The organism is Streptomyces longwoodensis, assembly GCF_001514125.1.
Taxonomy (GTDB): domain Bacteria; phylum Actinomycetota; class Actinomycetes; order Streptomycetales; family Streptomycetaceae; genus Streptomyces; species Streptomyces longwoodensis.
The window spans coordinates 23,009-45,516 of sequence record NZ_KQ948549.1 but is presented as its reverse complement, the minus strand read 5'-3'; the positions used below and the strand labels follow the sequence as shown (position 1 = coordinate 45,516).

Annotated in this window: 24 protein-coding genes; 9 read left to right on the top strand and 15 right to left on the bottom strand. The window is 74.0% G+C overall.

What is annotated here, in order from left to right:
• The first annotated feature begins 33 nt into the window (after window positions 1–33).
• Together AQJ30_RS00215 and AQJ30_RS00210 are read left to right on the top strand one after the other, a co-directional pair.
• On the top strand, window positions 34–552 hold the full coding sequence (locus tag AQJ30_RS00215) for a DinB family protein (RefSeq protein WP_067227449.1): 519 nt from the start codon (window positions 34–36) through the stop codon (window positions 550–552).
• Between the two features lie 91 nt (window positions 553–643).
• Window positions 644–1,117, top strand: a complete 474-nt coding sequence (locus AQJ30_RS00210) for a hypothetical protein (RefSeq protein ID WP_067228814.1) — start codon at window positions 644–646, stop codon at window positions 1,115–1,117.
• A gap of 23 nt (window positions 1,118–1,140) precedes the next feature.
• On the opposite strand, the gene AQJ30_RS00205 is transcribed toward AQJ30_RS00210, so the two are convergent.
• From AQJ30_RS00205 to fabG, 5 genes are all read right to left on the bottom strand, one after another.
• Complete coding sequence (locus AQJ30_RS00205; RefSeq protein WP_067227447.1) at window positions 1,141–1,635, bottom strand: hypothetical protein; 495 nt, start codon at window positions 1,633–1,635, stop codon at window positions 1,141–1,143.
• Between the two features lie 100 nt (window positions 1,636–1,735).
• The gene (ung, locus tag AQJ30_RS00200) at window positions 1,736–2,419 is read right to left on the bottom strand and encodes a uracil-DNA glycosylase (RefSeq protein WP_067227440.1); all 684 of its coding nucleotides are present in this window, start codon (window positions 2,417–2,419) and stop codon (window positions 1,736–1,738) included.
• A 78-nt stretch (window positions 2,420–2,497) separates the two neighbouring features.
• Window positions 2,498–4,081: an ABC transporter substrate-binding protein gene (locus AQJ30_RS00195; protein ID WP_067227439.1), complete on the bottom strand. Its 1,584-nt coding sequence runs from the start codon at window positions 4,079–4,081 to the stop codon at window positions 2,498–2,500.
• 219 nt (window positions 4,082–4,300) lie between these two features.
• Window positions 4,301–5,053 carry an SDR family oxidoreductase gene (locus AQJ30_RS00190; protein ID WP_211278902.1) on the bottom strand — a complete coding sequence of 251 codons (753 nt, stop codon included), beginning with the start codon at window positions 5,051–5,053 and terminating at the stop codon, window positions 4,301–4,303.
• Window positions 5,054–5,064: 11 nt separating this feature from the next.
• Window positions 5,065–5,826: a 3-oxoacyl-ACP reductase FabG gene (gene fabG, locus AQJ30_RS00185; RefSeq protein WP_067227434.1), complete on the bottom strand. Its 762-nt coding sequence runs from the start codon at window positions 5,824–5,826 to the stop codon at window positions 5,065–5,067.
• 312 nt (window positions 5,827–6,138) lie between these two features.
• Between fabG and AQJ30_RS00180 the strand changes: the two genes are divergently transcribed.
• Complete coding sequence (locus AQJ30_RS00180; RefSeq protein WP_067227433.1) at window positions 6,139–6,609, top strand: excalibur calcium-binding protein; 471 nt, start codon at window positions 6,139–6,141, stop codon at window positions 6,607–6,609.
• 313 nt (window positions 6,610–6,922) lie between these two features.
• Here AQJ30_RS00180 and AQJ30_RS00175 read toward each other — a convergent pair whose 3' ends face one another.
• Together AQJ30_RS00175 and AQJ30_RS00170 are read right to left on the bottom strand one after the other, a co-directional pair.
• The gene (locus AQJ30_RS00175; RefSeq protein ID WP_067227430.1) at window positions 6,923–7,372 is read right to left on the bottom strand and encodes a DUF3037 domain-containing protein; all 450 of its coding nucleotides are present in this window, start codon (window positions 7,370–7,372) and stop codon (window positions 6,923–6,925) included.
• Window positions 7,369–8,133: a HipA family kinase gene (locus AQJ30_RS00170; RefSeq protein ID WP_067227429.1), complete on the bottom strand. Its 765-nt coding sequence runs from the start codon at window positions 8,131–8,133 to the stop codon at window positions 7,369–7,371. Before AQJ30_RS00170 ends, AQJ30_RS00175 begins: the two co-directional genes overlap by 4 nt.
• A 208-nt stretch (window positions 8,134–8,341) precedes the next feature.
• Here AQJ30_RS00170 and AQJ30_RS00165 point away from each other — a divergent pair, with 208 nt between their 5' ends.
• Both AQJ30_RS00165 and AQJ30_RS00160 read left to right on the top strand, forming a co-directional pair.
• Window positions 8,342–8,845 carry a Rieske (2Fe-2S) protein gene (locus AQJ30_RS00165; protein WP_067227428.1) on the top strand — a complete coding sequence of 168 codons (504 nt, stop codon included), beginning with the start codon at window positions 8,342–8,344 and terminating at the stop codon, window positions 8,843–8,845.
• Between the two features lie 123 nt (window positions 8,846–8,968).
• Window positions 8,969–9,436, top strand: coding sequence for a pyridoxamine 5'-phosphate oxidase family protein (locus AQJ30_RS00160; RefSeq protein WP_067227426.1), 468 nt, complete (start codon window positions 8,969–8,971; stop codon window positions 9,434–9,436).
• A gap of 98 nt (window positions 9,437–9,534) precedes the next feature.
• Here the strand turns inward: AQJ30_RS00160 and AQJ30_RS00155 are convergent, their stop codons facing one another.
• Window positions 9,535–10,437, bottom strand: coding sequence for a LysR family transcriptional regulator (locus AQJ30_RS00155; RefSeq protein WP_067227425.1), 903 nt, complete (start codon window positions 10,435–10,437; stop codon window positions 9,535–9,537).
• A 91-nt stretch (window positions 10,438–10,528) separates the two neighbouring features.
• Between AQJ30_RS00155 and AQJ30_RS00150 the strand changes: the two genes are divergently transcribed.
• Window positions 10,529–11,503, top strand: a complete 975-nt coding sequence (locus AQJ30_RS00150) for a DMT family transporter (RefSeq protein ID WP_391881511.1) — start codon at window positions 10,529–10,531, stop codon at window positions 11,501–11,503.
• Between the two features lie 90 nt (window positions 11,504–11,593).
• Here AQJ30_RS00150 and AQJ30_RS00145 read toward each other — a convergent pair whose 3' ends face one another.
• The gene (locus AQJ30_RS00145; protein ID WP_079083688.1) at window positions 11,594–12,925 is read right to left on the bottom strand and encodes an aminotransferase class I/II-fold pyridoxal phosphate-dependent enzyme; all 1,332 of its coding nucleotides are present in this window, start codon (window positions 12,923–12,925) and stop codon (window positions 11,594–11,596) included.
• 35 nt (window positions 12,926–12,960) lie between these two features.
• Between AQJ30_RS00145 and AQJ30_RS00140 the strand changes: the two genes are divergently transcribed.
• On the top strand, window positions 12,961–13,656 hold the full coding sequence (locus tag AQJ30_RS00140) for a pyridoxamine 5'-phosphate oxidase family protein (protein WP_067227420.1): 696 nt from the start codon (window positions 12,961–12,963) through the stop codon (window positions 13,654–13,656).
• Window positions 13,657–13,688: 32 nt separating this feature from the next.
• Here the strand turns inward: AQJ30_RS00140 and AQJ30_RS00135 are convergent, their stop codons facing one another.
• The 4 genes from AQJ30_RS00135 to AQJ30_RS00120 all read right to left on the bottom strand — a co-directional run bounded on the left by AQJ30_RS00135 (window position 13,689) and on the right by AQJ30_RS00120 (window position 17,423).
• Complete coding sequence (locus AQJ30_RS00135) at window positions 13,689–14,687, bottom strand: EamA family transporter (protein WP_211278901.1); 999 nt, start codon at window positions 14,685–14,687, stop codon at window positions 13,689–13,691.
• Between the two features lie 135 nt (window positions 14,688–14,822).
• A complete protein-coding gene (locus tag AQJ30_RS00130) occupies window positions 14,823–15,467 on the bottom strand; it encodes a Clp protease N-terminal domain-containing protein (protein WP_425424116.1) in 645 nt (214 codons plus the stop codon).
• A gap of 199 nt (window positions 15,468–15,666) precedes the next feature.
• Window positions 15,667–16,308: a PadR family transcriptional regulator gene (locus AQJ30_RS36380; RefSeq protein ID WP_079083818.1), complete on the bottom strand. Its 642-nt coding sequence runs from the start codon at window positions 16,306–16,308 to the stop codon at window positions 15,667–15,669.
• Between the two features lie 134 nt (window positions 16,309–16,442).
• Complete coding sequence (locus tag AQJ30_RS00120) at window positions 16,443–17,423, bottom strand: NAD-dependent epimerase/dehydratase family protein (RefSeq protein WP_067228812.1); 981 nt, start codon at window positions 17,421–17,423, stop codon at window positions 16,443–16,445.
• Between the two features lie 185 nt (window positions 17,424–17,608).
• Between AQJ30_RS00120 and AQJ30_RS00115 the strand changes: the two genes are divergently transcribed.
• Window positions 17,609–18,421, top strand: coding sequence for a PhzF family phenazine biosynthesis protein (locus AQJ30_RS00115; RefSeq protein WP_067227412.1), 813 nt, complete (start codon window positions 17,609–17,611; stop codon window positions 18,419–18,421).
• 71 nt (window positions 18,422–18,492) lie between these two features.
• On the opposite strand, the gene AQJ30_RS00110 is transcribed toward AQJ30_RS00115, so the two are convergent.
• Window positions 18,493–19,296 carry a CPBP family intramembrane glutamic endopeptidase gene (locus AQJ30_RS00110; RefSeq protein WP_067227410.1) on the bottom strand — a complete coding sequence of 268 codons (804 nt, stop codon included), beginning with the start codon at window positions 19,294–19,296 and terminating at the stop codon, window positions 18,493–18,495.
• A gap of 209 nt (window positions 19,297–19,505) precedes the next feature.
• Window positions 19,506–21,023 (bottom strand): glutamate-cysteine ligase family protein, encoded by a 1,518-nt coding sequence (locus AQJ30_RS00105; RefSeq protein WP_067227408.1) that lies wholly within the window; start codon window positions 21,021–21,023, stop codon window positions 19,506–19,508.
• Window positions 21,024–21,572: 549 nt separating this feature from the next.
• Here AQJ30_RS00105 and AQJ30_RS00100 point away from each other — a divergent pair.
• On the top strand, window positions 21,573–22,151 hold the full coding sequence (locus AQJ30_RS00100; RefSeq protein ID WP_067227406.1) for a hypothetical protein: 579 nt from the start codon (window positions 21,573–21,575) through the stop codon (window positions 22,149–22,151).
• The last annotated feature ends 357 nt before the right edge of the window (window positions 22,152–22,508 follow it).

The window sequence follows — 22,508 nt, the reverse complement described above, 5'->3', positions numbered from 1 at the left end:
TGGACCGGCCCGCCGACGCGACACGATGCCCCCATGACCACGACGACGCAACGCAGCGCGCCCGCCCAGAACGCCGACGAGCGCACCATGCTGGAGGGCTGGCTCGACTACCACCGCCAGACCCTCGCCGTGAAGTGCGAGGGCCTGACCGACGCCCAGCTCAGGACCGCCGCCGTACCCCCGTCCGAGCTGTCCCTGCTGGGGCTGGTGCGGCACATGGCGGAGGTCGAGCGCCACTGGTTCCGCAGGATCCTGGTGGGCGACGCCCCCGACCCGATCTACTACGACGAGGCCGACCCCGACGGCGACTTCCATACCGGCGAGCAGGACACCTGGGCCGAGGCCCACGCCACCTGGCAGGCGGAGATCGAGGAGGCCCGGCGCAACGCCGCCCGGCACGCGCTGGACGACCTCTCCGTCGGGAAGGGCCGCTCCACCGGCGAGCCGTTCTCCCTGCGGTGGATCTACACCCACATGATCGAGGAGTACGCCCGCCACAACGGCCACGCCGACCTCCTGCGCGAACGCGTCGACGGCGCCACCGGCGACTGACCCCGTCCGGCGGGGCGCGCGCTCACCCGTGCGGGGCAACCTGCGCCCGTCCGCTGTCGTCCGGGGCGGCGCAGGCAGCAGAGTGGCGCGGGTGCAGCGAACGACGACTACCGCAACGCTCCTGGTCGCGACGGCCCTCACCGCCCTCACCGGGTGTGTGACCGTGCAGGACCACCCGTCCGCGCCCGGCGCCCCGCCCTCGGCGTCCTCCCGGCCGCGGTCGGGCAGCCCGGCCGGGGCCCAGGTCGCGCAGGCGCCCGCGCGGGAGGCGCTGGAGAGCGTCGACGCGTCCGGCCCCTCCCACCCCGCGTCCGGCAAGGGACGGCGGACGGCGGACGAGGGGGCCTCCGGTCGACGCCCCGCCCCGCACCCCCTGCCCGCTCACCCGGCACCGCACCGGACCGGCCGGTCCCCCGTCGAGGTGCCCGACGCCCGGGGCGTCGCGAAGGGCAGGTCCGACGCGGCACGCCGCACCACCGACGTCTGCGCGCTGGGCAAGCGGTACGGGGGCTGGCGCGCGGACAGCCCTCAGGCGGTGATTTGCGAAGGGACGTACGGCCGTTAGGGCGGACGGCCGCCTCCGTGGGGTCAGCCGCCTCTGCGGGAGGGGATTGCGGGCTCCTCGCCCGGGCCCTCGTCGCCGAGCCGGAGTTCCAGGCGGCCGATCGCCGCGCGCACCCCGGCGCCGTAGCCGTCGTCCACCAGGACGTCCGCCGCGGCCCGGGCCCGGCGCACATGGGTGCGGGCGGCGGCCACGCGGCCCAGCTTGGCGTAGTCCGCGGCGAGACCGAGGTGCAGCGAGGGGTACAGGGCGCGCACCGCGACCGACTCCCGCTGCTCCTCGGCCGCCGTCAACGCCCTGAGGTCCCAGGCCAGTTCGTCCTCGGGGTCGTCGTGGGTGTCGGCCAGGTAGTGGGCGAGGGTGCAGCGGTGGAGCGGGTCGCCGTGCTCGCCCAGTTCGGTCCACAGGTCGAGGAGGCGGCGGCGGGCCTCCTCGCGGTCGCCCCCGAGGTGCAGCATGACGACCTGGCCGATCCGGGTCGGCACGCCGTCGGATGCCGTCCGTCGCCCTCGCTCCGCCACCGCGTCCTCCGCGTTCTCGTCGGCTGCCGCACCGCTGCTGCCACCGACGCTAGCCCCAGCCGTCGGTGTGCGCGCCCGGACGGCGCGGCCGCCCGGCGGGTCAGCCGAGGTCGGGGATCGTCCAGTCGATCGGCTCGTGCCCCTGGCGGGCGACCGCCTCGTTGATCTGCGTGAACGGGCGGGAGCCGAAGAACTTCTTCGCCGACAGCGGGGAGGGGTGCGCGCCCTTGACCACCGCGTGCCGCGTCTCGTCGATCAGCGGCAGCTTCTTCTGGGCGTAGTTGCCCCACAGGACGAAGACGGCCGGGTCGGGCCGGTCGGCGACGGCGCGGATCACCGCGTCCGTGAACCTCTCCCAGCCCTTGCCCTTGTGCGAGTTGGCCTCGCCGGAGCGGACGGTGAGGACCGCGTTGAGCAGCAGGACGCCCTGGCGGGCCCACGGCATCAGGTAGCCGTTGTCCGGGACGGGCGTGCCCAGCTCCTGGTGCATCTCCTTGTAGATGTTCCGCAGGGACGGCGGGATCTTCACCCCCGGCCGCACGGAGAAGCACAGCCCGTGCCCCTGGCCCTCGCCGTGGTAGGGGTCCTGGCCGAGGATCAGGACCTTCACCCGGTCGTAGGGCGTGGCGTCGAGCGCGGCGAAGACCTCCTCGCGCGGCGGGTAGACCGGACCCTTCGCCCGCTCCCCCTCGACGAATTCCGTCAGCTCCTTGAAGTAGGGCTGCTGCAGCTCGTCGCCCAGCACCCCGCGCCAGGACTCGGGCAGCATGGCGGTGTCGGTCACGTCAACGTCCTTCGGTCGTACGGTCGCTCCGGTCCTCAGAACCTACAGGCGACCACTGACACCGGGCGTCCGCGTCCGCTACCAGCTGGTCTTGCGGGACAGTTCCCACATCATCATGATCGTCGAGGGGTCGAGGGCCCGCTCGCCGCCGGAGATGTCCTCGCTGGCGGCCACGTAGGCCTTGCCCTGCCACAGCGGGAGCAGCCGGGCGTCGTCGACGAGGACCCGCTGGGCCTGCTCGAAGTCCTTCACCACCTGGCCGCGGTCGCTCTCCTGGCGGGAGCGGGGCAGCAGGGTGGCGGTGATCTCCTTGGACGGGTAGGGCGTGCCGAGGGCGTTCTGCTCGCCGACGAAGGGGGCGATGAAGTTGTCGGCGTCGGGGAAGTCGGGGAACCAGCCGCGGCCGAACACCGGGTACTCGCCCTTCTGGTAGCCGACCACGTACGTCTTCCACGGGCGGCTCTTGAGGGTGACCGTGAACAGGCCGGAGTCCTCGAGCTGGCGCTTGAGCTCCTTGAACTCCAGGGCGGTCTCGGAGCCGTAGCGGTCGGTGGTGTACCAGAGGGTCAGCGGCACCGGCTCGTCGATGCCCGCGCCGGTGAGGATCCGCTTCGCCTTCGCCGGGTCGGGGTCGCCGAAGGTGTCGAAGTACGGTGTGGTGTGCCCGGTCAGGCCCTGCGGGACCATGGAGTACAGCGGCTCCACGGTGTCCTTGTAGATGGTGTGGGCGAGGGCGGTGCGGTCGACGACCTGGGCGACCGCCCGGCGCACGGCGCGCTTGGCGGCCCACGGGTCCTTGGGGTTGAACACCAGGTAGTTGATGTCGGTGCCGGCGCCCTCGACCAGTTGGAGCCCCTTGTTGGCGGCGTCCTTGCGCCCGAGCGCGACGATGTCGTCGGCGGCCAGGCCGCGGTAGGTGACGTCGATCTTCTTGTCGCGCAGCGCCTTGACCATGGGCGCCGAGTCCTGGAAGTACCGGATGGTGACCTCGCCGTTCCTGCGGTCGGCGAAGCCCTTGTAGCGCTCGTTGCGGACCAGTCGGGCGCTCTTGCCCTCCTGGTAGTCCTGGAGCTTGTACGGCCCGGAGCCGATGACGCCGGAGTCCTTGCGCAGCGCGTCGGCGGGGTAGCCCTTGGGGTCGACGAGGGACATGGCGGGCGTGGCGAGCACGAACGGGAAGGTGGCGTCGGCCTTGTTGAGCCGGAAGACGACCTCGCGGTCGCCTATCGCCTGCACGTGGTCGAGGCTGCCGAGCAGACCGGCCGGGCCGCTGGGCGCGTTGATCTCGCGGATCCGGTCGAAGGAGTGCTTCACGGCCTGCGCGTCGAGCTTGTCGCCGTTGGAGAAGGTCAGGCCCGCGCGCAGTTCGCAGCGGTAGGCCCGGTTGGTGGTGTCGGTGAACGCGCAGCTCTTGGCGGCGTCGGGCTCGGGCGTGGTCGCGCCGCTGGGGTAGGCCAGCAGGGTCTGGTAGATGTTGCGGAACAGCTCCCAGGAGCCGTCCCAGGACGCGGCGGGGTCCAGCGTGCTCGGGGCACTGGTGGTGCCGACGACGATCGGCCCCTGGTCGTCGGAGCCGCTGCCGGAGAAGTAACCGCACCCGGCGACCATGCCTATGGATGCGATCGCCGCCACTGGCCGAAGGCTTCGCTTCCGGTTGAACACGCGCACGCTCCTCGATCTGCCGTACCAAGGGTCGGCCGACCATACCGCAGTGCCACGGGGGTTGAACCTGGTTCGGGAGGCGGTCTTGATCCACCCGTTGCCGACTACGTTGTCAGGCCTCGGAAGCCGTGCGGGACATGACGAGGGCGCCGCTCCCGTCAAGGGAACGGCGCCCTTCGTGAGCCCTTCGTGACCGCTCGGCGGGCGGTCCCGGGACGGTCAGCCGACGCCGGCGTTGAGGAAGATGCCGCCGTCGACGACGAGGGTCTGACCGGTGACCCAGTCGGACTGCCCGGACGTCAGGAAGGCCGCGGCGCCGCCGATGTCGGAGGGCACCCCGAGCCGGCCCAGCGGGTAGGCCGCGGCGGCCTCCTCCTCGCGGCCCTCGTACAGGGCCTGGGCGAACTTGGTCTTCACCACGGCCGGCGCGATCGCGTTGACCCGCACCTTGGGCGCGAACTCGTGGGCGAGCTGCTGGGTGAGGTTGATCAGCGCGGCCTTGCTGACGCCGTAGGCGGCGATGAACGGCGAGGGCGCGAGGCCCGCGACGGAGGCGATGTTGACGATGGCGCCGCCGTTGTCCTTCTGCCAGGCGTGCCAGGTCCGCTGGGCGAAGCCGAGCGCCGAGATCACGTTGGTCTCGAAGACCTTGCGCGCCACGTTCAGGTCGAGGTCGGCGATCGGCCCGAACACCGGGTTGGTACCGGCGTTGTTGACCAGGTAGTCGACGCGGCCGAAGGCCTCCATCACGCGGGCGACGGCCTCGGCCTGGTGCGCCTCGTCGTGGGCCTTGCCCGCGACACCGATGACCCGGTCGGCGCCGAGCTTGTCGACGGCCTCCTTGAGGGCGTCCTCGTTGCGGCCGGTGATGCAGACCCGGTCGCCGCGGGCCACGAGGGCCTCCGCGACGCCGTAGCCGATGCCGCGGCTGGCGCCCGTGACCAGGGCGACCTTGCCGGAGAGTTCAGTCATGTCCGTCACCTTCAGTTGAGCGGGCCGCCGGCCACGTACAGCACCTGGCCGGAGATGAAGCCGGCCGCCTCGCCGGTGAAGAACGCGATGGCGTTGGCGATGTCCTCGGGCTCACCGACGCGCTGCACCGGGATCTGCGTGGCGGCGGCCTTCTTGAAGTCGTCGAAGCCCATGCCGACGCGCTCGGCGGTCGCGGCGGTCATGTCGGTGGCGATGAAGCCGGGGGCGACGGCGTTGGCGGTGATGCCGAACTTGCCCAGCTCGATGGCGAGGGTCTTGGTGAAGCCCTGCAGACCCGCCTTGGCGGCCGAGTAGTTGGCCTGGCCGCGGTTGCCGAGCGCGGAGGACGAGGAGAGGTTGACGATCCGGCCGAAGCCGGCGTCCACCATGTGCTTCTGCACCGCCTTGGTCATCAGGAACGAGCCGCGCAGGTGCACGTTCAGGACGGTGTCCCAGTCGGACGCGCTCATCTTGAACAGCAGGTTGTCGCGCAGCACGCCCGCGTTGTTGACCAGGATCGTCGGGGCCCCGAGCTCCTCGACGATCCGGGCGACGGCCGCCTCGACCTGTGCCTCGTCGGAGACGTCCGCGCCGACCGCGACGGCCTTGCCGCCGGCCGCCGTGATCTTCTCCACGGTGTCCTTGCAGGCCGCCTCGTCGAGGTCGATCACCGCGACCGCGCGTCCCTCGGCGGCCAGCCGTACGGCGGTGGCGGCACCGATGCCGCGCGCCGCGCCGGTGACTACTGCGACCCGCTGTTCTGTGGTGGACATGTGCTGGATCTCCTCGCCGTCGAGAACGCCTGGGAACACCTGCGGAAGGTCCGGCTCCGGCACCCGGCCGGGGCCGCGGCTCCGACGGTACGCCCCTCGGTGAGCGACCGCTTAGTACCTTCCGCAGAGCGACGCTAGAAGCCCTGGCACGCGGTGTCAACGGGACGCCCTGCGGTGTGACCGATCACCCGCCCGCCGGAGTCGTCCCGCACGGCACCCCCGCACCCGATCGGCCTACCGCTGCGCGCGCCGGGAGGGGTGGCGCTCCTAGCGTCGAAGGGCGGCCCGCCCGGGCCGGGAAGGAGGCACCCCGTGCTTCGCAGAACCGCTGCCGTCGGCACGTTGTTCGCCCTCGCCGCGCTCGTGCCGTCGGCCGTGCCCGCCCACGCGCAGGACCTGGACTGCCACGACTTCGTCTACCAGGAGGACGCACAGGCGGTCTTCGACGCCGACCGCACCGACCGCCACCGCCTGGACGAGGACCAGGGCCCGGACGACGGGATCGCCTGCGAGGCGCTGCCCCGTCGCGCCGGCGCGACGACGTCCTCCACCCACCGCCCGAAGCCCACCCCGACGGCCGTGCCCACGCCCGTCCCCACCCGGACGGTCACCCCCACCGCGACGGTCCGGCCCACGACGGTGGTGCCGACCCGGGGCGTGCAGGGCGGCCTGGGCGGCGCCTCCGGCACCGGCCCCACCGGCTGGGACGTGGCCATCGGCGCGACCTTCGTCGCGGGGGCGGCCGTCGCGACGGGGTTCGTGGTACGACGCCGACGGGGCTGACGGCCCGCGGAGCGGGCGCGCCCGGCGACCGATCCCGGCCGGCCAAGGGGACTGAGCCCGGCCATATCCAGGCCGAGCCCCGCCGTATCCAGGGCCGGGACCACCGCGCCCGGAGGCCGGGTGCCGCCGGGCCCTGGGGTCGAGCGCGACCGAAACCCAGGGGCCGGGCCCGCGGGGCTGAGCACGGGCGAGCCCGAAGCCGGACTCGGCCGAGCTGCCCGAACCCACGGGCCGAGCCTGGCCTGGCCCATGGCCGAACCCGAGCCGCCGAACCCGACCGCAGGCCGGAGCCGCCGATCCCCGCCGGGGGACGTCAGCGCACCAGCAGGTCGAGCAGGCGTTCCGTCTCCGCCTCCGGGTCCGTGGTCAGGCCGGTGTGGACCGGGCCGGGCTGGACGATCGTCGAGCGCGGGGCGACCAGCCAGCGGAACCGGCGGCCGGGGTCGTCGCCCGCCGCCTGCCCCGCCGCGTCTCCCCCGCCGCACACCGCCTCCACCGCGCCCAGCGCGGCCCGCACCCCGGCGGCGTCCGCCCCCGGGTCCAGGGCCAGCAGGCGCGCCTCGTCCAGGTGGGTGCGGGCGCCGAGGTACCCGCGGGCGCGGCAGTAGACCAGCACGCCCGCGTTGACGCACTCGCCGCGCTCCACGCGCGGGACGACGCGCAGCAGGGCGTACTCGAAGACGTCCCGGCCGCCGCCCTGCCCGGCCCGGGTGATGTGCCGTTCGGTCAGGTGACCCGCGACGTTGATGTGGTTCCCGGTCATGCTGCCCCCTCGATCCCGGTGATGCGGTCCTGGATGACGGCCGCCCGCGCCAGCAGCGGCCGGGCGTAGCTGCGGCGCAGGTCGTCCGGGTGGTCGAAGCCGGGCTCGTCGGCCAGCCAGACGTCCGGGACCGCGGCGGTGACCTCGGCGAGCAGGTCCTCGGTGACGAGCGGTGCGAGGTCCGCGGCGGCGCCCCGCACGTCCGGTGCGAAGCGCGCCAGGGCGTGGTCGGAGGCGTCGTAGGGACGGGCGGCGGAGGCCTCGGCGGAGGGCCAGTTGTGCTGCCAGATCATCGTCGCACCGTGGTCGATGAGCCACAGGTCGCCGTGGTGCACGAGCAGGTTCGGGTTGCGCCAGGACCGGTCGACGTTGTTGACCAGCGCGTCGAACCACACGGTCCGGCCGGCCTCCCCGGCGTCCACGGGGAAGGCGAGCGGGTCGTAGCCGAGGGCGCCGGAGAGGAAGTCCATGCCGAGGTTGGTGCCGCTGCTGGACCGCAGCAGGTCCTGCACCTGCTGGTCGGGCTCGCCGAGGCCCAGCAGCGGGTCCAGCTCGACGGTGACCAGCCGGGGCACGCGCAGGCCCAGCCGGCGGGCGAGCTCCCCGCAGACGACCTCCGCGACGAGCGTCTTGCGGCCCTGTCCCGCGCCGGTGAACTTCACGACGTAGGTTCCGGAGTCGTCGGCCTCGACGAGTCCGGGGAGCGAACCGCCCTCGCGCAGGGGCGTGATGTAGCGCGTCGCGATGACGTCCTTGAGCATCGCCCCAGGTTACTGGTGGTGCGCGGCGGTCCCCGACCGGGCCGACAGCTCCGCGACAGCTCTGGCTTACGCCCCGCTCATGCCGCGGCGGTCAGGCTCTGCACGTCGTCCGGGTCCGGGCCGCGGCCCGCTGAACGCGCGGCGCCCGCGGCGCGTACCACCTGGCACATCACGATCACGTCCTCCTCCCCGGAAGGGAAGCGTCAGCATGACCAGCGCATCGCTCAACTCCACGTCGGGCCCGGCCCGTCGTACCGTCGTGGCGGCTGCCGGAGCGGCCGGCCTCGCCGTCGCGCTGACCGCGTGCGGAGGCTCCGGCGACGACTCGTCGGACACGCAGAACGGCACGGGCGGCAGCACGGGTGGCAGCACCGGCGGGGCGTCCGCGAGCAGCGGCGGCACGGGGGGCGGCGACGCCGCGGCCGGTGCCGCCCTCACCACGACGTCCGACATCCCCGAGGGCGGCGGCAAGGTCTTCGGCGACAAGAAGGTCGTCGTGACCCAGCCGACCGCCGGCGACTTCAAGGCGTTCTCGGCCGTGTGCACCCACCAGGGCTGTGCCGTGAAGAGCGTCCAGGACGGGGTGATCCACTGCCCCTGCCACAACAGCAACTTCTCCATCACGGACGGCAGCGTGAAGTCCGGTCCGGCGACCAAGGCCCTGCCGCCGGTGTCGATCAAGGTCAGCGGGGACTCGATCACCCTGGCCTGAGCCACGTGACCGCCGGAGCGCCCCGGTCGCCGCGCCGCGCGGGACGCACCGGTCTGGACACCGCCGTGCCCGGGCGGCGAGAGTGCCCGGGGAGTGACCAACGAACGAGGAACGGGGGGCCGGATGACGGTCGGTCAGCGCCGGGGCCGGAAGATCATGATGACGCCCGGTGAGGTGGACGCGTTCCTCACCACGCAGCGCACCTGCCGGGTCGCCACCGTGTCCGCCGGGGGCGCCCCGCACGTCAGCGCGCTGTGGTTCCTCTGGGACGGCACCGCGCTGTGGCTGTACTCGGTCGTGCGCAGCAGGCGCTGGGCCGACCTGCGCCGCGACCCCCGGGTGGCGATCGTGGTCGACACGGGCGAGGAGTACGGCCAGCTGCGCGGCGTCGAGCTGTCCGGCACCGCGGAGTTCGTCGGCGAGGTGCCGCGGACCGGGGAGCTGTGCGCAGAACTGGACGCGGTGGAGACGCTGTTCGCCCGCAAGAACTTCGGCCTGGACACGATCCCGCACGACGGCCGGCACGCGTGGGTGCGGCTGCGGCCCGAGAAGGTGGTCTCCTGGGACTTCCGCAAGCTGGGCGACGCCTGACACCACGGCGACGCCTGACGACCACGGCGACGCCAGGCGCCTGACGCCGAGGCGCCACCGCGGCCCGGTCCGCTCCGGCCCCGACTCCGTCTCCCCCCTCAGCCGACCTTCGCCGCCGCCTCCTGCAGCGCCCGCACCGCCGCCCGGATCGACGGGCGGCGGTCGGCGTCGGCCCGCCAGACGACGTAGACGTGCCGCCGCACGCGCTGTTTGAGCGGCACCATGACCACGCCCTCGGGCACCGGGTGCCGGCCCAGCAGCGGGGCGATGCACACGCCCAGTCCCGCCTGCACCAGGTTGAGCTGGGTGTGCGTCTCGGCGGCGCGGTGGCCGACGATCGGTTCGACGCCCCGGGAGCGCAGCGTGAACATCAGCCACTCGTGGCAGAACTCGCCCTCGCCCCAGGTGATCCACTCGTCCTCGGCGAACTCCCCGAGGTCCACCTCGTCCCGGTCGGCGAGCCGGTGCCCGGCGGGCAGGGCGACGTCGGCCGGGTCGTCCAGGACGGGTGCCTTCACCAGGCCGTCCGGCAGCGGCATCGGCTTGTTGTACCAGTCGAGGACCACCGCGAGGTCGAGGTCGCCGCGCACCACGCCCGCGATGCCCCGCGCCGGCTCCAGCTCGCGCGAGCGCAGCCGCAGCGCGGGGTGCTCCCGGCGCAGCGCGGACAGCGCGACGGGGAACAGGCCCCGCGCGGCCGTGGGGAACGCCGACAGCCGCAGCTCCCCCGCCACCTGACCGCGCTGGGCCTCCAGGTCGGCCTGGGCGAGCTCCACCTGGGACAGGATCCGGGAGGCGTGCTCGGCGAGCAGCCGCCCTGCGTCGGTGAGCCGCACGCCCCGCCCGTTCTTGGCGAGGAGCTGCTGCCCGACCTCCCGCTCCAGCTTGGCCAGCTGCTGCGAGACGGCGGACGTGGTCACGTGCAGTCCCTCGGCGGCGGCGCTGACCGAGCCGTGCCGGGACAGGGCGTCGAGGGTGCGCAGGCGCTCCAGGTTCAACATGTAAGCGATGCTACGCGGTACCGGCATCGAATTCTCGATTGTGCTACGAGGTCGCCGCACGCATCGTAGGACCATGAGCAGCGCCACCGACATGCCCGCGTCCGCCGGGCCGACCCCGTCCGGCACGCCGGCCCCCGCCGTCCCGACCCACCGGGCTCCCGCCGCCCCCTCCGGGGCCGTGCCGGTCCGCCCGCGCCTGGACTGGCGGCTGCGCTTCGGCGCCCTGTCGCTGATCTGGGGCTTCAGCTTCCTGCTGATCAAAGTGGGCACGGACGGCTACGCCCCCTTCCAGGTCACGTTCGGCAGGCTGGCGTTCGGCACGGCCGTGCTGGTCGCCGCGCTGGTGCTGAAGCGGGAGCGGCTGCCGCGCGGGGCGCGGACCTGGGCGCACCTGACGGTCGCCGCGTTCCTGCTGAACGCGCTGCCCTTCTCGCTGTTCGCCTACTCCGAGCTGACGATCCCCTCGACGCTGGCCGGGATCTGCAACGCCACCTCGCCGCTGTGGGGCATGGCGCTGTCCCTGGTCGCGCTCTCCGAGGACCGCCCGACCCGCGTCCGGGTCGCGGGACTCGGCCTGGGCTTCCTCGGCGTGCTGACCGTCCTGGGCGCCTGGCAGGGCTTCTCCGGCCTGGACGCCAAGGGCACCGCCATGGCCCTGCTCGCCTCGCTGAGCTACCCGGTCGGCTGGATCTACGTCCGCCGCACGCTGGCCGGCACCGGGAACTCGAACCTGTCCCTGACCGGCGCCCAGTTGGGGCTGGCCACGGTGCAGCTCGCGCTCGTCACCCCGCTGTTCACCTCACTGCCGACGCACTTCCCGGTGCTGCCGCTGCTGTCCGTCGCCGCGCTGGGCGTGCTCGGCACGGGCGTCGCGGTGCTCATCCAGTACGGGCTTGTGGTCGAGGTCGGGCCCACGACCGCGCAGATGGTCACCTACTTCATCCCGGTGATCGCGACGGCCGCCGGAGTGGCGATCCTCGGCGAGTCGCTGCGGTGGAGCACCCCGGTCGGAGCGGTGATCGTCCTGCTGGGCGCGGCACTCACCCAGGTGAAGCCGCGCGGCTAGAAGCGGGGCGTCCCGCCGGGTCCGCCGCACGCGCACGTGGAGTCGTCCCGCCGGGTCTGCCGCACGCGCACGTGAAGTCGCCCCGCCGCGTCACACGTAGCTCCGCGACGGAGCCGGCCGCACCGCCGACGCCACCGCGTCCGCCAGCGGCGCCACCTCGGGTTCGGTGAGGGTCGACACGGTGATGCGGACGGCCGGCGGCGAGGAGAGGCGGAAGCGGGCACCGGGGGCGACCGCCCAGCCCGCGTGCAGGAGGCGGGCGACCGCCGCGGTCTCGTCGGGGACCGGGATCCAGACGCTCATGCCGCTGCGGCCGTGCGCCGTGACCCCGCGGGCGGCGAGCGCGGTGACCAGTGCCTCGCGGCGCCGCCGGTACGCGGCCGCGACCGCCGCGCCGTCCAGGACGCCATCGGTCCACAGCCGGACCACCGCCCGCTGGAGCAGCAGGCTCACCCAGCCGGGGCCGAGCCGGTGCCGGCCGCGCACCCGGTCCACGGTGACGTCGTCGCCGGTGAGCACGGCGAGCCGCAGGTCGGGGCCGTACGCCTTGGCGACCGAGCGGACGACGGCCCAGTGGTCGGTGACGCCGGCCAGCGGGTGGAACGGCAGGTCGACGATGCCGTGCCCGTGGTCGTCCTCGATCAGCACGGTCCCGGGGTGCTCCGCCAGGAGCGCGCGCAGCTCCCGCGCGCGGGCCGCGCTCACGCAGGCGCCGGTGGGATTGTGGGCGCGGTCGGTGACGACGACGGCGCGCGCCCCGCCCGCCAGGGCCCGGCGCAGGTCGGCGGGCAGCGGCCCGTCGTCGTCGACGCCCACCGGCACCGTGCGCAGCCCGAGCGCCGGGACGAGGTCGAGGACACTGCCCCACCCGGGGTCCTCCACGGCGACGGCGTCACCGGGCTTGAGGTGGGCGGCGAGGACCCGCTCGACCGCGTCCAGCGCCCCGGAGACCACCGTGAGCGGCCCGGGCGGGACCCCGTCGGCGTCGAACCCCGCGCGGGCGATGCGGGCCAGCTCCGGATCGACGGGCTCGGCGCCGTAGAGCACCGGCGCGCGGTCCTGCTGCGCGGCGGCGGCCGCGAACGCCCCTGCCAGCGGCGGCAGCAGCGCGGGGTCGGGGTTGCCGTCCGCGAGGTCGCGCACGCCCGGGGGCACGTCGAGGCGGACCTTCTCGCGGTCGGTGGTGGCCGGCTTGGGCCGCACCCGGCTGCCGCGGCGCCCGTCGGTCTCGATGACCCCGCGCTCGCGCAGCGTGCGGTACGCGGCCGCCACCGTGTTCGGGTTCACGCCCAGCGTGGCCGCCAACTCGCGCATCGGCGGCAGCAGTTGGCCGGGTTCCAGCGCGCCCGTGCCGACCGCCCGCTCGATGCTCGCGGAAATCTCCGCCGCACGCCGTCCCTGGATCGGATACTCTCCTAGCACAAAGCCAATTATGCACTAGTGCAATGGAGAACGCCATGCAGGGCACCGCAGGGTCAGGCACCGAGTCCACCACACCGCCCGCCGCCTACGCCCCGAGCGACCGCACGGTCCCCACCCGCTCCGCGGACCGGGCGTCGTACGACCGCGAGCTGGTGCACTCGATACTCGACGAGGGCTACGTCTGCCACCTCGGCTTCGTGCGCGACGGCGCGCCGGTGGTGCTGCCCACGCTGTACGGCCGGGTCGGCGAGCGGCTGTACGTGCACGGCTCGACCGGCTCGCGCCCCCTGCGCATGACGGGCCAGGCCGACCCGGGGCTGCCGGTGTGCCTGACCGTGACCCACGTGGACGGCCTGGTGCTGGCCCGCTCCGCCTTCCACCACTCGATCAACTACCGCTCCGTCGTGGTGCACGGCATCGCCCACGACGTGACCGACCCGGAGGAGAAGCGGGTCGCGCTGGACGCCCTGGTCGACCACGTGGTGCCGGGCCGGGCCGCCGACGCGCGCCCCGCCAACCGCAAGGAGCTGGCCGCCACCGCGGTGATCCGCCTCGACCTGGACGAGGTCTCCGCCAAGCTCCGCACGGGCGGCGTGAACGAAGAGCCGGAGGACTATGCCCTGCCCCACTGGGCCGGCGTGCTCCCGCTGCGCAAGGGGTACGACACCCCCGTCCCGGACGAGGCCCTGGCGCCCGGCACCGACGTACCCGGCTACCTCACGGCGCTGTGACGCACTGCCCCGCCGGGGGGTGACGGGGCGGTTCAGGCCGCCGTTCCGCGGGCGGACAGCTCCCGTTCGGGGGTGCCGCCCGCGACCGGGTCCGAGGCGCCCTTGACCGGGGTGGTCGACTGGGCGATGAACGCGCCCAGCAGCACCACCGCGCCGCCGACGATCTGCGGGGCGGACAGGTGCTCACCGAGCAGCACCCAGGCAAGCACCGTCGCGATGACCGCCTCCAGACAGGCCACGACGGTGGCGACCTGCGGGGAGAGCCGGCGCACCGACAGCACGCCGGTGCCGTAGGCCAGCACGGTGGCGACGAGCACGATCCAGGCGAGCAGCACCCAGGCGGGCACCTGGGAATCGTCCATGCCGACGGTGCCGGCGAGCACCGACCAGTCCATGCCCCAGGGCCGGGCCACCACGGTCAGCACGACGGTGCCCACGAGCAGGCCGTAGGCGATGACACCCAGCGGGTCGGGAGCCTCGTCGGCGGAGTCGGTGCCCTGGTCGGACAGGACGAAGTAGCCCACCTGGCAGCAGGCCGCGCCGAGGGCGAGCAGCAGACCGAGCGCGTCGAAGCTCAGCCCCGACCACACCTCGACGACACAGGCGAGGCCCCCGACCGCGAGGACGACGCCGACCGCGGCGGCGCGGGTCACCGGGCGCCGCTGCACGAACCGCACCCAGCCCAGCACGAGCGCCGGGGCCAGGTACTCCACGAGCAGGGCGACACCGACCGGGATGCGGGAGATGGAGGCGAAGTAGAAGGCCTGCACCCCGGCCACGCCGAGCAGCCCGAACCCGGCCAGCAGCGCCGGGCGGCGGCGCACCAGGGACCGGTGGCGCACGGCGAGCGGCAGCATCACCAGGGCGGCGCCCGTCACCCGCAGCCACACCACGTGCAGCGGGTCGAGCCCCGCCTCGATCAGCGGCTTGGCCGCGACCCCCGACCCGCCGAAGGCGACGGCCGACCCCACCGCGAGGGCCAGCCCGACGCCCTTGCCACGGCTGCCCTGACTGCTCACTGACGTACGCACCGGGCCATGATGACAGGCGATGACATGAGCGTCACCCCCGATGACACCTGTCTCGCAGGCTGGACGGACCACGGCCGCCGGACGGACGGGCGGGATCGCTGGGACATGTGGGGCAGGCGGGGCAGGCGGGACCGTTCACCGGGCGAGGTCGCCTCCCGTGGCGCATTCGACCGCGGCGCCCGCGCCGGACGCTGCCCGGACCCCCTCCAGCAGGTCCCGCGCGTCGACCCCCGCCCGGCCGAGGACCTCCACGGCCCGGGCCCGCGGGTCCGCGACGAGCGCGGCGAGCAGGTCCAGGCCGCGCGTCCCGGCCGCGCCCCGGCGGACCGCGCGGGTCCGGGCGTGGGCCATGGCGACGACGGCGACCGGAGAGAGGCACTCACCGGGCTGGCCGCCGGTGCCGTGCGCCGCCTGCGTCACGGCCGGCGACCCCGGCGCGGAGCCCTCCACGGCGCCTTGCCAGCGCAGTCCGTAGCCGATGCTGCGCTGGACGAGGTAGCCGAGCAGCCGGGCGATCCGCGCGCCGTCGCCGAACGCGGCCCGCACCTCCGCGTCGTGCTCCAGCAGGGAGTGCAGCAGGTGCGCGGTGTCGATCTGCCGGTCCCCGTCGCGGACGGCCCGGCGACGCGCGCCGTCGACCACCGCGGCGAACTCGTCCTCGACCACCGCGGCGAACTCGCCGTCGGTCACCGCCGCGAGCTCGCCGTCGAGCCCGCTCACGTCGTCCGCGCCGGACATGGCTGGTTCCTGTTCCGGCTGCGAGGGGATACGGGGGTGCACATCTCCCACCCCATCAGCCGCGGCCGGCCCGGTCATCGGCGCAGCGGAGCATCCTGGCGTCCCACGGACAGTGGACGGCGCCGTCGGAAATCTCCTCCCCAAGGAGGAGATCTGGCCAGGCCCCGGCGCGCGGAAGGCGCCCCGCGGCCGTGCGCGGGGCGCCTTCGTGCCGAGCGGCCGCGAGGCCGCCGGGTCTGGCTCAGTCCTCGTCGGCGAGGATGAGGTAGAGCTTCTTGCGGGCGTCGTTGATGACGGTCAGCGCCTTGTCGCGCTGTTCCTTCGTGCCGGTCTTCCAGACCTGCCCGAAGGCCTCCATCAGGCCGAAGCCCGCCTGGCGGATCTCGCCGAGGGCCTCGAAGTCGATCCCGCGCGAGGCTTCCTCCCAGGGGGCCTCGGGACCGGACTCGGCCGCCGTGCGCCCCGCCTCGGTGAGCGAGAACAGCTTCTTGCCGCCCTCGGTCTCGCTGGTGATCAGGCCCTCGTCCTCCAGCAGCTGCAGGGTGGGGTACACCGAGCCGGGGCTCGGCTTCCACGCGCCGCCGCTGCGCTCGGCGATCTCCTGGATCATCTCGTAGCCGTGCATCGGGCGGTCCTTCAGCAGGGCCAGGATCGAGGCCCGTACGTCACCGCGCCGCGCCCGTCCCCTCGGTCCGCCACGCCCCCGGCCCCAGGGTCCGGGTCCGAACCCGGGTCCGCCGGGACCGAAGCCGCGCCCGCCCGGGCCGCCCGGGCCACCCGGCCCGAAGGGACCGAAGGCCGCACGCCGCCCGTCGAAGCCACCCCGGCCGCGGCCGAAGGGGTGTTCCTGTCCGTGTCCACGCTCGTATCCGTGGGTACGCATCGCCATCACTCCATCCATCGTTGATCTGTCGCGATGCGTCAACGATATATCGGAACAGTTCGCATGACAAGGCCCGAGGAACGATGCCCGGACCGTGCGGCGCGCCGGTCTTCCCCGAGCGCGCCGCTACGGGTTCAGCCCGCCGCCCCCGACGACGACCGCCGGTACCACCCGACCGCCTCCGCCAGCCGGGCCAGCGGCCCCGGACCGGGCGGACAGTCGGCGAGCCTCCAGATGTCCTCCGACCGGTACCAGTGGTCGCGGGCCACCAGCGCGAACTGACGCTCCGAGGCCCGGCCCGGCGTGCTCCGCAGGGCCTCCAGGCACGCCGCGTAGGACCAGTCCTCGTCCCGCACCGGGGGCACCAGGCCGAGCGCGGCCAGCTCGCCCAGCAGGTCGGCGATCCGCACCGGCTCCGGGTGGCTCGCGTGGTACACGCCGGACGGCACCGGGCGCGGCCCCGTGGCGAGCCGGGCGGCCAGCCGGCCCAGGTCCCCCGCGTCGACCACCGACAGCAGGGCGTCCCCGCCGTCCCAGGTCGCGGGCACCCGCTCGACCAGTTCGCGCAGTCCCGTCACGACCCAGCGGTCGCCGCGGCCCGTCACGATCCCGGGCCGCAGGACGACGGCCCCCGCCTCGCGCGCGTACCGCTCCCCCGCCAGCCGCGTCCGGCTCGCCGCCGAGACCGGCTCGGGCGGCACCTCGTCCACCGTGATCCCCCGGTGCGGGCCGGTGCCGTACACGGCCGACGTCGACAGGTGCACCACCCGGGGCACCCCGGCCCGCGCCGCCTCCGCCATCACCGCCCGGGTGCCGGCGACGTTCACCGCCTCGCCCAGCTCCTCGTCGGAGCCGACGTACGAGGCCAGGTGCAGCACCGCCGTCGCGCCCTCGCAGAGCCCGCGCAGCGACGCCGGGTCGGTGACGTCCCCGCGCACCCACTCCACCGCGTCCCGCGGCCCCGCCGGGATCCGCCGGGCCAGCGCCCGCACCCGCGGGACGTCGCCCGGATCCCCGGGGCCGCTCCCGTCACCGCCGTCAGCCGTCCCGCCGCCCCGCACCAGGGCTCCGAGCACGGCCCCGCCGATGAAGCCGGTGGCCCCGGTGATCACCACGGTCCCGCCGCTCCCCGGCCCCTCACCACTCGTCGCACCGCGTCCCGCGGTGCCCTCGCCGTTCACGTCCGGTCTCCCTCCTGTCCTCCTCCAGACGTCTGCCGTTGATCTTCCCGCACGGATCGGGGCCAGCCGTCGGGAATTGGCCTTGGCCGGGCCCTGGACCCTGCCCCTACCGTCGGACCATGCGCATCCGAATCGTCGACGCCTTCACCGACCGTCCCTTCGCCGGCAACCCCGCGGGGGTCGTCCTGCTGGACGACGCCTTCCCCGACGACGCCTGGCTCCAGAACGTGGCGAAGGAGGTCAACCACGCCGAGACCGCCTTCGCCCACCGCCTCCCGGAGGGCGGTGGGGCCGACTGGGCGCTGCGCTGGTTCACACCGGTCACCGAGGTGGCCCTGTGCGGCCACGCCACGCTCGCCACCGCGCACGTGCTCCACGCCACCGGCGCGCACGAGGGCCCGGTGCGCTTCACCACCCGCAGCGGCGTCCTGGTCGCCACGCCCGCCGGGGACGGCTCGATCACGCTGGACTTCCCCACCGCGCCGCTCTCCCCCGCCGCGACCCCGGCCGGGCTCGCCGGGGCCCTCGGCGCCGAGCCGCTCGGCGTCCTGGACACCGGGCCGAACGTCGGCGACCTGCTGGTCGAGCTGGCCGACGAGAAGACGGTGCGCGGCCTGCGGCCCGACCACCGGGCACTCGGCGCCCACTCGGCCCGCGGCATCATCGCCACCGCCCGCGCGGAGGACCCGGCGGGCCCGTACGACTACGTCTCGCGCTGCTTCTTCCCGAACGTCGGCATCGACGAGGACCCGGTCACCGGCAGCGCGCACACCGCGCTGGCGCCGTTCTGGTCCGAGCGGCTGGGCCGGCCCGACCTGACGGGACTGCAGGCCTCCCCGCGCTCCGGCCTGGTGCGCACCGGGCTGCGCGGCGAGCGCACCCTGCTCACCGGGTCCGCGGTGACGGTCATCGACGGGGAGCTGCTGGCCTGAGCGTCACGGCGGTCGCCGCCCGGCCGGCCGCCACGGTGGACGTACCGCCGCACCGCCCCGCCGCCCGGCGCTCACGCGGTCGGCAGCCAGCCCACCTTGCCGGCGAGCAGGGCGTATCCCACGAACGCCCCGATGTCGAGCAGGGAGTGCGCCACCACGAGCGGTCCCACCCGGCCCCAACGGCGGTACAGCCAGACGAAGACGACGCCCATCACCATGTTGCCGAGGAAGCCGCCGACGCCCTGGTAGAGGTGGTACGAGCCGCGCAGCACCGCGCTGGCCACCAGCGCGGTGCCCGGCGTCCAGCCCAACTGGCCGAGCCTGCGCAGCAGGTAGCCCACCACGATGACCTCTTCGAGGACCGCGTTCTGCAGTGCCGACAGGACCAGCACCGGGTACTTCCACCACACGTCGGGCAGCGCCTCGGGCACCACGGTGAGGTTGAAGCCGAGGCCGCGGGCGGCCAGGTAGAAGGCGATGCCGGTGCTGCCGATGACCGCCGCGACGAGTGCTCCGCGGCCGAGGTCGGTCCAGGGGCGCGTGCGGTCGAAGCCGAGCGTGCGCAGGCTGCGGCCCTCGCGCAGCAGCAGGTGCGCCACGAGGGCGACGGGCACGAGCGAGGACGCGATCCCGAACAGCTGCCAGGCGAGGTCCAGCCAGGGCCGGCCCGGTGCGGCGGAGGCGTTGAGGGTCGCCGCCTGGTCCTTCAGGCCGCCGGGTCTGGTGACGGACCCGATGAAGCTGATCAGCGCGGACACCCCGCTGGCCCCCAGGGAGAGGCCCAGGACCAGGAGGGTCTCGTCCCTGAGCAGTCGGCGCGTGAGCCGCTCCGGGGGGCGGCCCACGTCCACCGGGCCCACCGAGCCTGACTCCACCTGCCCACCTGCCTCATGTCGACGACCGCGTGCCCCCGCGGGGCGCCCCTCAGCCTCGCACGTCCGCCGACCGGTTCCGCTCAACAGCTCACCGCCGGCGGCCGGGGCACGACGAGGGGCCGACACAGCATGCCCGATCGTCCCGACCGGAGCCGCGTCGGCCCCTCCTCACCTCGTGGTCCGCCCGAGCCGGTGGCTCGTGCGCGCCCCTATCCCATGGGCACGGGCTCCCGGAGTCCCACCGGCCACAGGTGCACCGGCTCGCCCTTCTGCATCAGCTCGCGGTAGCGCCGCGTGGTGGCCGCGAGCGCCTCCTCGCGGGACAGCCCCGCCTCCAGCCCCTGGTGGAAGGTGGCCGCCTGCCAGGACGCCCCGTTGGTCCGCCGCCGGCAGCGCTCGTCGATCACCCCGAGGTACAGGTCCCGGTCGGCGGGCTCCACGCCCCACGCGTCCAGCCCCGCCTCGGCCAGCGGCAGCAGCTCGTCCCGTACGAGGCTCACGGCGTCGACCTCCGCGAGGCCCCCGAGCCGTCCGCGCCGGGGCCACTGCAGGCGGGCGTCGATGCCGTAGCGGCAGGCGGTGTCGAAGTTGTCGGCGGCCGTCTCGAAGGGCATCCGGGTCCACACCGGGCGCGACTCCTCGGCGAGGGCGCGGACCACGCCGTAGTAGAAGGCCGCGTTGGCCAGGACGTCGGTGATGGTCGGGCCGGCCGGCAGGACGCGGTTCTCCACCCGCAGGTGCGGGACGCCGTCGGCGACGTCGTAGACGGGCCGGTTCCAGCGGTACACCGTGCCGTTGTGCAGGACGAGTTCGGCGAGCTTGGGCACCCCGCCCGCGTCGAGGACCTCCAGCGGGTCCTCCTCGTCGCAGATCGGCAACAGGGCCGGGAAGTAGCGCAGGTTCTCGTCGAACAGCTCGTAGGCGGAGGAGATCCAGCGCTCCCCGAACCAGGTCCGCGGCCGCACCCCCTGGGCCTGGAGCTCCGGCGGGCGGGTGTCGGTGGACTGGAGGAACAGCGGGGGCCGGGACTCACGCCACAGCTCGTGCCCGAACAGGAACGGCGCGTTGGCGCCGACGGCCACCTGCGCGGCGGCCACCGCCTGCGCCGCGTTCCAGACGGCGGGGAAGCGGGCCGGGGTCACCTGGAGGTGCAGCTGCACGGAGGTGCAGGCGGCCTCGGGGGTGATCGACTTCGCCGTGCAGGACAGCCGCTCCACGCCCTCGATGTCGAGGGTGAACTCCTCGCCCCGGGCCGCGACGATCTGTTCGTTGAGCAGGGCGTAGCGGTCGACCTCGGAAAGGTTGGAGGAGACCAGGTCGTCCCGCTCCAGCGTCGGCAGAATGCCGATCATCACGATTCCCGCGTCGACCTCGCCCGCCTTGCGGTCCGCATAGGCCAGGGACGTGCGGAGTTCCTCGGCGAGCCGGTCGAATACACGGCCGCCGAGCCGGTGCGGGGCGATGTTGACTTCCAGGTTGAACATGGCGAGTTCTGTTTGGAAATCGCGGCTGGCGATCCTCTCCAGCACCTCACCGTTCAGCATTCTCGGCATACCGTCGCCGCCCGCGAGATTCAGCTCGATCTCGAGCCCCATGAGGTTCTTCGGGCGGTCGAAGCGCTCGTCGGCCAGGAGTCGCTCCAGCCCCGTCAGGCACTGCCGGAGCTTGTCGCGGTAGCGCTGACGATCGGACAGGTCGAAACCGCCTGCCTCGATCTTCTCCCCCATCGAAGGGTCCTTCCTCGCCTGGGCGGGCCGCGGGTGCGGCCGCCGGTGTCCCGGTCACGGTGGATGATGCCCCGCCGCGACGATCGATAACGTCCCCGCGCCGCCCGATCGCCCGCTAAGCTTGCACAGTGACCGGAGGCACATTCACGGGGCATGACGCAGATCGTGTTTTCACGGGCCGGGTAACTCGTGAAAAACGCCGACAAGAATTGGCCGACCGTTGTGCGTGCATATCACGAGGTCACCGGATTGCCTCCCCAGAAGAATCGGGATGATTCTCCACGTTTCGCCGACCGAATTCACCCTTGCCGCGTGCCCCGCAGTCGGCTAGCCGAAACACAGTCTGAACACGTGTCGTATAAACTCCGCGACAAGGCAGAAGGTGGGCGCCCACGTCGCAACAGCCTGTCGTCGAGGTGACGGACGGCAGGCCACACCTGTCTCCGCGACCGACTCCGACTCCGGCCCCGCCCGACTGCCCCCGCGAGCTGACAGCGCCGTCCGCCCCCGCCCTCGCACCGTGGCCTGTCGATTGAGAGGCGACCCACCATGCCGTTGCACGTTCCCCCGGCTCCCGCGCCCGCCCTGCGCTCCGTCCTCACCGCACTCGGATCACCCACCGCCGTCCGAGAGGCCCGGACCCCGTCCCTGCGCGCCGCGCAGGGACCCACCACACCCGAACTCCCGCTGCCCGTCCACGTGCTGGACCGGATCACCCCTGAGGGCCGGGCCGTGACCCGGCTGGCCGGCTGGCGGTTCCTGATCCGCAGCGGCGAGCGTGCGGTGGCCGCGGCCGAGACCCGGCTGACCCCGGACGGCTGGGCCTTCGCGTACTTCTTCGAGGGCCCCTACATCGCCTCGACCGAACTCGCCGTGCGCCAGGCGGAGTCGACGGCCCAGCCGTACCAGGCCCGCCTGCTGTCCGTGCCGGGCCTGTACATGCTCACCCTGTGGCTGCACGGCGACTGCGCCTCGGACGGCACCGGCGGCCATCCCGCCCCGACCGACCTGCTGGTCCCGCTCGCGCCCGCCCCGCCCGGCATCGCGGCCCACCGGCCGCACCGGGTCGCCGAGTTGCTCCCGCTGCTCACGCTCCGGGTGACGCCCGCGCCCCTGCTGTCGGCCTGACCGGCCGGCCCCGCGCCACCCCGACCCCCGCACCCCGCCCCCCGTGCCCCGCCGCCGCGGCCCGGGCGGCGGGGTGCGGTGCGTCCGGCCCGCCGTCCGCCGCCGCCAACTCGTCGCCCCGACCGGGGACTAGTCCCTTCCGGCCCCCTGGAAACCCCCCGAAGTGACCCCGCGGCGACGATGAACCGCCCGCCCGGGTGACGCGTCATGAACCTGTGAGAAGCGGTGCCGCGAAATCCCTGCGGATCGACGCCCGTGGGGCAACACTGGACTCCGACCGACTTATCACAACGGGGGGCGGCCATGAACGACGTTTCACGCCGCGGGACGACGACCACGCACCTTCCACACCTCACG